This window comes from Lacisediminihabitans sp., assembly GCF_043726815.1.
Taxonomy (GTDB): Bacteria; Actinomycetota; Actinomycetes; order Actinomycetales; family Microbacteriaceae; genus Lacisediminihabitans.
In genome coordinates, this window is sequence record NZ_JAYSJZ010000082.1 from 23,143 (window position 1) to 31,130 (window position 7,988).

A 7,988-nucleotide genomic window follows, 5' to 3' on the forward strand; every position below is an offset into this window, starting at 1 on the left:
GGCGACGGGTGACCCTGCAGGCGGCGGACGGCACCGTTCTCGGTCAGCTCACCGGGATGTAGCCCCGAGAGCCGACCGGAATGCTAGACCGGAACGCTAGACCGGAACGCTCTCCGGCTCCTCCACCTTCGGCTGCGCCGTGCGATCTTTCCGGCCGGCGCGGGACGGCCACCAGAAGCGATCCCCGGTGAGGAACACGAGCGCCGGCACCAGCACGGTGCGCACGACCAGGGTGTCGAGAAGCACGCCGATGCAGACGATCACGCCGATCTGGGTGAGCGCCACCACCGGCAGCACCCCGAGCACAGCGAACACGGCGGCGAGCAGGATGCCGGCACTGGTGATCACACCGCCGGTGGAGGCGAGCGCCCCGATCATGCCCTCGGTGGTGCCGTGGAGGATCCTCTCCTCCCTCGCGCGGGTGGTGAGGAAGATGTTGTAGTCCACGCCGAGGGCCACCAGGAAGAGGAACGCGAACAGAATCACGTTCGTGTTGAAGGCCGGGAAGCCCAGCAGGTGCTGGAAGATCCAGTTCGACGCGCCCAGGCTCGCGAAGAATGTCGCGAGCACGCTCGCGATGAGCAGAACCGGAGCGACGAGCGAGCGCAGGAGCAGGGCGAGGATCACGAACACGATCACGAGGATGATCGGGATGATGAGGTCCTGGTCGCGCTGGGAGGCCTCGCGGGTGTCGAGGGCCGTCGCATCCGTTCCGCCCACGATCGTCTTGGACACCGCCCCGGTGGCGTCCGCGAACTCGGAGCGCAGGTTCGTGATCGTGGCGAACGCGGCGTCGCTTCCCGGGGCGGCGTTGAGGGAGACGTCGAGGCGGGTGAGTCCGTTGGCGCTCTCCCCCGGTCGCACCGAGTCGACCCCGTCGGTGGCCGAGGCGAGTTTGGCGGCGTCCACGGCCGCGGCATCCGGGGCGAGCACCACGGTCTGGCTGGTGAGGCCGGCCGAGAACGACTTGTCGACGATCTTCTGAGCGACGACGGACTCCGGGTTGCCGAGAAGCTGCTCGGTCTGGGAGAGGCCGACCGAGAATCCGACCAGCCCGAGGCTGAGGGCGCCGACACCGACCAGGGACACCACGGTGATGATGGCCGGGCGACGCGAGACACCGCGTCCGAGCCTGGTCCAGAACCCGGCGCGCTGCGGCGACGCGGCGTGCTCGTGAACCCGGGGCACGAAGGGCCAGAAGAGGCCTCGGCCGCAGACCACCAGGGCGGCCGGGAGCACGAGCAGGGCGAAGGCGATCGCGACCACGACGCCCACCGCGCAGGCGAAGCCGAGGGCGCGGTTGCCGGCGAGCTCGGCGAACAGCAGGGTGATGAGGCTCAGCGCGACCGTGCCGCCGCTTGCCGCGATCGCCGGTCCGGCGCTCCGCACCGCGGTGAGCATGGCCACCGAGCGGTCCTGGGTGCGCAGGAGCTCCTCGCGATAGCGGGCGACGAGCAGCAGCGCATAGTTGGTGCCGGCACCGAAGACGAGCACCGAGAGGATGCCGGAAACCGAGGCGTCGATGGTGATCCCGAGGGGCTTGGCGAGGGCGCCGGCGACGAGACCGGCGAGTCCGTCCGCCGTGCCGACGACGGCGAGCGGAACGATCCAGAGAATGGGGCTGCGGTAGGTGACGATGAGCAGCACCGCCACGACGATGACCGTCACGAGCAGGAGCTTCACGTCGGCTCCCGCGAACGCGTTCGAGATGTCTGACTGGAAGCCCACCGCCCCGGTGAGGTAGCTGTTGAGCCCGGACGGCAGGTTCTTGGCCGCGACCGTGCGGAGGGAGTCGGCGGCCTTGCCGACATCCTTTTCGACAGTGCTCTTGTCGAGCGGCACGACCGAGATGGCGGCGGTTCCGTCGTCACTGAATCGTGGCGCCGTGGCCCTCGGCGCGGTGGACTCCTCGCCGAGCGCGGCAGACCGGGCCGTGATGGCCTCCTTGTCGGCGGCGGTGAGTGGCTTGCCATCCCGGCTCCAGACCACGACGGCGGCGGTCTGCTCGGCCGAGGGGAACTCGGCGAGCGCGGCGTCGACCTGGGCCGCCTGGCTCGAGTCCGGCAGCCCGGTGGAGGGAAAGCCGTCGGACTTGTTGGTCGGCAGAAGCGCGAACAGCAGTCCGACGGCGACGATCGTGCCGGCGAGGACTGCCCAGGCCGTGCGGCGGCCGCTGATGAAACGCCAGATCGCGGTCATTTTTTTCTCCAAGTTGATTGATTGCTAGATACTTTAGCTATCTCACGGATTAGCATGTCCCGTGTGGAAGAAAAACGCAAGTCCGATTCGGAGCTCGAACCGGTTCCGCTCGCGCCCGCGGCATCCTGGAACACCGAAGGGGTCCCCCTCCCCGATTCCGGCGTGATCGGCGCCCAGCTGCGCGAGATTGTCTCCCTCTCCACGGCCTTCGAGCGGCACCTCGGTCGCGCGCTCTCGGTGAACGACACCGACCTCGCCGCCATGGAGCACCTGATCAGCCAGGGGCCCCTCACCCCGAGCGAACTCGCCAGGCACCTCACCATCTCCACCGCCGCCACCACCATCGTGATCGATCGCCTCGTGGCGGTCGGACACGCGCACCGGGAGGCGCACGCCCACGACCGACGCAAGATCGTGGTCGTGCCGACGCCGGCATCCGTTCGCGCCACGTTCGAGGCGCTGATGCCCCTCATCGGCGGTGTGGCGTCGGTGACCAACGAGCTCTCGGCCGAGGATCGCGCGACGGTCACCGACTTCCTCGCGTCCGTCGTGGGCGTCTATCGCAGGGCGCTCGAGCCTCCGGTCTGACGCCTCCCGCCGGGCCTTTCCCCGTCTGCGTCTGGGGTGCAGAATTCTCGCATGGAGGATTCGACCGGATCGGATCAGGCGAAGGGAGTGCCGGACTCCGTTCGCGCTCAGCTTCTCGCGACCGAGCACTGGAGCCTGCTCGCCTCACGGGCAAGCACCCAGAGCGAGGTGCTCACCCGGATCAGCATCTTCCTCACCCTCGTCTCGGCCGGACTCGTGAGCATCGCGCTGGTCGGACAGGCCACTCGCTTCTCCGGTACCTTCGGGCTGTTCGCCAGCGTGCTGCTCATCGTCGTGATCGTCGTCGGCATTCTCACCCAGGTTCGGGTGTCCGCCGTCTCGCTCGAAGACCTGATGTATGTGCTCGCGATGAACCGGCTGCGGGCGGCCTACGTGGAGCTCGATCCCGGCATCGCCCCCTACCTGATGGCTTCCCCGTACGACGATCGCGCCGGCTCCGTGCAGACCTACTTCTTTCTGGGCCGCCGACGCGGTACGACCCAGATTCTCGGCAGCAGCATGGTGTTCATCATCGCCGTCAACGCGACGCTGATCGGCCTGCTCGCGTCGTCGGTCGCGAGCGAATTGGGCGCCGTGACCGCCGCCGTGATCGCGATCGGAGCGGCGGCCGGACTCGCGTACTTCGGGGCGAGCCTCGCCCGCGGCGGGAGACGCTACTTCGAACTCTGGAAGACCTACACCCCGCTGCACCCCGGCCCGGGCGAGTCCACTCCGTCACCCGGGGAATAGGCGAGGAATTCTTCACAAGGTGAGCGATGCGGGGGGTGCGTTCCCTCGGCAAGCCGCTAATCTGAGCGCACGACCGTTCAGAGGGGCACGAGAGCAATGGCCGAACCAGAGACAGACTTCAGGGCGTATGCGGGGATGGTCGCCTTTCCGCGCGGCCCGGGGGACCTCACGTCGACGACATCCTGCCCGGCGTGCTTCAGCGCGCTGCGCGGGGAGGTCTGCCCTGCATGCGGTCTCGACCTCGGCAACCCGGCAGCCACGGAGTTGGCGGCCACCTCGTCACACGCTGCCGCCCTCCTGGACCGCCGCCTCGACCTGATCGGCCGCATCCGCTTCGAGACGGCGCAGACCCTCGCCGCGCGGCGGTCGACAGCGGCCGCCTTCGCCGCGGCCGCCCCCGTGCTGTCGGCGCCCGCGCACGAGGCGGTGCCCGTGCCCGAGTCGCTCGGGGCCGTGCCGTCAGCGCCTCCCGTGTCGTCGCCGACCACGCCCTCCGGGCCTTCCGGGCCGCCGGCGCCGCGGGTCGGGCACGCCCCCGCCTCCCCGACCGCGCCACGCCGCTCCGGCGTGCAGGTGATCCTGCTGGTCGTGGGCATCTCGCTGCTCTCGGTGGCGGCGATCTTCTTCTTGGTCTACGCGTTCATCAACTTCGGCATCCTCGGCCGGTCGCTCATCATCGGCGCGATCACCGTCGCGGCCTTCGCCGTGGCATCCCTGCTCCGCCGCCGGGAGCTCACGGCCACGGCCGAGGGCATCGCGGTGCTCGCGGTCGTGCTCGCCTATCTTGACGTCTACGCCGTTCGCGCCAACGACTTCTTCGGCCTAGGCGCGAGCAACGGCGAGCTCTACTGGGGAGTGGCCCTGGTCTCGACCGCCGTGCTGTTCGTCGGCTGGAACCGGCTGTCCGGCCTTCGCACCGCCAGCGTTGTCGGATTCGCGGCGCTCGCACCCGGAGCGGGACTGCTCGTGTCCGGTTGGGGCGAGCGCACGGATGACGCCACCAGGACGGTCTTCGCCCTCGGTGCGGTCGCGGTGGCCGGCCTCGCCCACGTCGCGGCGGGACGGCGCGGCACGCCGACGAGGCGCGGGTTTGCGGGCACTCCGGAGCGGGTGATCCTGCTGTCGAGCGCGTCCCTCGCCCTCGTCGCCGCGTTCGCCGCGAGTTTCGCGCTTCCCGGCGCCGACGCGTGGACGAGCGCGGCGGCCATCGCGGCCCTCTCGGTGATCGCCCTGCTGCACGTTGTGGCACTGGACCTCGCCACCCCCGGGAGAGCGGGCTCGAAGGCGTTCGGAGCGGTCTTCGCCGTGCTCGGCGGAGTGCTCTCCGCCTCCGTCGTCGCATCCACGGTGATCCGGGGCGTCGACGAACGAGTGGCGGTGATCGCGCCGGCCGTCGCCGCCGTGACGGTTGCGCTGCTGTTCGAGCTTCTCTCCCGTCGCGGCCCTCTCGCCCTCGCCCTCAACTCCCGCACGGCGGCCGTCGCGGCAGCGGTGATCGCGGCGATCACTGGGCTCGTGCCGGTCTACTCCGCCGCGATCGGCACGATCCTGCCCGTGACCAGCGCCCTGCTCGGCGCGTGGACCGTCGGCCCGACGGCCGTGATCTCCCGGCTCGACCACCACCTCGGACTCGCCGTCCTAGCCCTGGCGTCGATCGGAGTGATCGCGGCCGGCTTCTGGACGCTCGGCCGCTCCCTCCGCGGGAGGGCCGCCGTGCTCGCGTCCTTCGCCGCGACGATCGCCGTGCTCGCCGTGCCGTTGCTCTCCGTGCTCTGGCTCGTGCTGGCCGGCTGGCTGCTTCTGGCCGCGGTGTCCCTCGCGCTGCTCGTCCTGGCGCCCGGCCGACCGCTCGTCGCCCGCGTGGGTCGAGTCCCGCTGGTCGGCGCGCTCGCGGCCTCCACCGCGCTCGCCTACCTCGTGGGCTGGGCGAGCACGGGCACCTGGCTCGCCGCCTCGATCGCGGTCATCCTGCTCCTGCTCGCGGCCCGCGGCATCCCGCGCACGGCGTCGCCGCCCGCGACGGCCGGTCGCGCGGCCCTGCTCGGCACGGCCGTCGGCGTCGCCCTCATCGGTTCCGCCGCCCTCGCACGGCAACTCGCTCTCGACGGCGCGCCCTCCGCCGCCGTCGATCTGCTCAACCTGAGCCGGGCGGTCGAGATCGCCGCGATCGTGCTCCTCGGCCTCGCCACCTTCGTTCGCGGACGACTCGTCTCCGAGGTCGACCGGCGCACGGTGTTCTGGATGTCGATCGTCGCGGCGGGCGGTTTCGCCACGGTCGCCCGCGTGGCGTTCGCCGCGCCCGGCGGCGACCGAGGACTCCTCTTGGCCGAGCCGGCGACCGGGCTGGTGGCCAACTCCCTGCTGTTCGCGGCGCTCGTGGTCTGGGTTGCCCTACCCACCCTGTCGGTGTTGCGGATCGAGCGGATCGTCGCATCGATCGCCCTCGGCCCGGCGCTGCTGCTCGTCGTCGATTCCTTCGCCCACGTTCTCAACCTGCCGGAGTTCGCCCTCGCGGTGGTTCCGATCACGTCCGCCGTTCTCGCGAGCGCGGGTGGCCTCGCCGTCGCCATGCTCCGGCCCGCGAGCCCACGCTGGCCGCGGGAGGTGGGAATCGGTCTCGTCGGACTGCCGGCCCTCGCGAGGGCCGTCCTCGACCGCGAAGAGTCCGGCTGGCTCGTGCTCGTGCTCGCCGCGGTCGCCGCGCTCCTGCTCGCGACCGGACGTGACGGACTCTTCGCGTCGAGGTCTCCGCGACGTCAGGTGGGCTGGGTGGCGCTGGCGCTGGCCACCGCCGGACTGTGGTGGCACCTCGCCGACGACAGGGTGCTCGGCCTCGAACCCTACGTGTTGCCCGTTGCCGGCGCGCTCCTCCTCATCGCGCTCCTCGTCTGGCAGGCCGAACCTCGCGAGCCGCACGACACCCCGAGCCGGTCCGCGCCGCTCATCGCGCTCGGTGGCCTGCTCGTCGCCATCCTCCCACTGGGACTTGACGCGGCGACCGGCGGTGCGGTTCGCGCGCTGGTGCTGGGCGCCGTCTCGGCCGCGCTCCTCCTGGTCGGGAGCGTGGTTCTCGGCGTGACCACCGTTCGCCCGTACCTCGATGCCGCCGCGGTCGCCGGCGCGATCGGCGTGATCGTCGTGACGACCGGACGCTCGATTGCCATCGCCCTCGAGCCGGGCAGTGCCTCGGCGGTGCTCGACGGCTGGCTGATCGGCGGAATGCTCCTGCTCGTCGCGGCGGCATTCGGGCAGGCGAGGGTGCGCGGCGACTCCCACGACGAGATTCGCTCGGTCGCCAGCCAGGCTCTCGGAATCATCGCCATGACCTCCACCCTGCTCATCGAGCTCTCGGTGCTGTCCGCCGACCTCCTGGGGCCGCTGCGAGCACTGAGCCTCGTGCTGCTCTTCGCCGCGCTGCATGTGATCGCCTTCCTCGTCAACCGCTCCCCGTTCAGCCGAGCGGTGGGCTGGCTCGCCATCGCCTACGCGGCGGTCGCCGGCATCGGTGGCGTGGCGTCCGGCGCGCTGGACTCGATCGAGCTCGCCTCGGTTCCGGTGGCCCTCGCCCTCCTCGCCACCGGGGCCACGGTTCTCGCCGGCTCCCCCGCGGCCCGGAGCTGGGCCTGGCTCGCCCCGGGGGTCTCGGTGCTGCTTGTTCCGTCGCTTCTCGCCACGGCAGTGGATGCCCCGCTCTGGAGGCTCGTCGGACTCGGCGTGGCGAGTGTGGCCGTCGTGATCGGCGGAGTCCGCTGGCGGCTGCAGGCGCCGTTCCTGATCGGGGCCGTGGTGGCGATCGTGCATGCGATAGCCACCTTCGCCCCGCAGATCCGGCTCGTCTACGAGTCGGTGGAGTGGTGGCTGTGGCTCGCCGTGGGCGGCGTGATCATCGTGGTCATCAGCGCCCGCTTCGAGAGGAGTATGCGGAGTCTCGCGACCCTGGCGACGCGCATCCGATCCCTGCGGTAGCACCCCCAGAAGGGGGCTGTCTGTCCTCTAAAAGGGGGACTACTGTCGAAACAACCTCACCCGAGAGGCCACCACCTCATTACCCTGTTCTGCCCTTACCCGCTGCGCCGGTACCCGCTGTCGCAGTACCCGCTGTGCCTTCACCCGCTGGCCCTCCCCCGAAGAGGGCTCCACCCCCAGGAGCTTTCACCATGTCACTCAACGACACGTCCGTGCCCGCAGGTTGGTACCGCGATCCGCTGGGCCTTCCCCAGCTTCGCTGGTGGAACGGCACGACCTGGACCAACAAGGTCGAGGAACCGCGCCCGGAACTGCAGATCGCCGAGAGCATGGACCGCACGACGACCGTCGCTCGCTGATCGACGGGCGGGCCGCGCCGCCCTCGACTAGCTGTACTGCCCAGGGAGGTTAGTTAACCGGCTGATGGGTGGTTTGCCTCCGATGGCGGTGTGGGGTCTGTGGTGATTGTAGTCATGGAGCCATGC

6 protein-coding genes are annotated in these 7,988 nt (G+C 70.6%); 4 read left to right on the forward strand and 2 right to left on the reverse strand.

Annotated elements, in window-relative coordinates:
* Positions 1-96 precede the first annotated feature (96 nt).
* The gene (locus ACHZD8_RS12960) at positions 97-2,199 is read right to left on the reverse strand and encodes an MMPL family transporter (RefSeq protein WP_394770842.1); all 2,103 of its coding nucleotides are present in this window, start codon (positions 2,197-2,199) and stop codon (positions 97-99) included.
* Between the two features lie 63 nt (positions 2,200-2,262).
* On the opposite strand from ACHZD8_RS12960, the gene ACHZD8_RS12965 reads away from it, so the two are divergent.
* The 4 genes from ACHZD8_RS12965 to ACHZD8_RS12980 all read left to right on the forward strand — a co-directional run bounded on the left by ACHZD8_RS12965 (position 2,263) and on the right by ACHZD8_RS12980 (position 7,862).
* On the forward strand, positions 2,263-2,787 hold the full coding sequence (locus tag ACHZD8_RS12965) for a MarR family winged helix-turn-helix transcriptional regulator (protein WP_394770843.1): 525 nt from the start codon (positions 2,263-2,265) through the stop codon (positions 2,785-2,787).
* Between the two features lie 51 nt (positions 2,788-2,838).
* Positions 2,839-3,537, forward strand: coding sequence for a hypothetical protein (locus tag ACHZD8_RS12970; RefSeq protein WP_394770844.1), 699 nt, complete (start codon positions 2,839-2,841; stop codon positions 3,535-3,537).
* 96 nt (positions 3,538-3,633) lie between these two features.
* The gene (locus tag ACHZD8_RS12975; protein ID WP_394770845.1) at positions 3,634-7,503 is read left to right on the forward strand and encodes an SCO7613 C-terminal domain-containing membrane protein; all 3,870 of its coding nucleotides are present in this window, start codon (positions 3,634-3,636) and stop codon (positions 7,501-7,503) included.
* Positions 7,504-7,694: 191 nt separating this feature from the next.
* The gene (locus tag ACHZD8_RS12980) at positions 7,695-7,862 is read left to right on the forward strand and encodes a DUF2510 domain-containing protein (RefSeq protein ID WP_394770846.1); all 168 of its coding nucleotides are present in this window, start codon (positions 7,695-7,697) and stop codon (positions 7,860-7,862) included.
* A 27-nt stretch (positions 7,863-7,889) separates the two neighbouring features.
* Here ACHZD8_RS12980 and ACHZD8_RS12985 read toward each other — a convergent pair.
* Positions 7,890-7,988: integrase core domain-containing protein (locus ACHZD8_RS12985; protein ID WP_394770847.1), on the reverse strand; the 99-nt coding region annotated here is incomplete at its 5' end.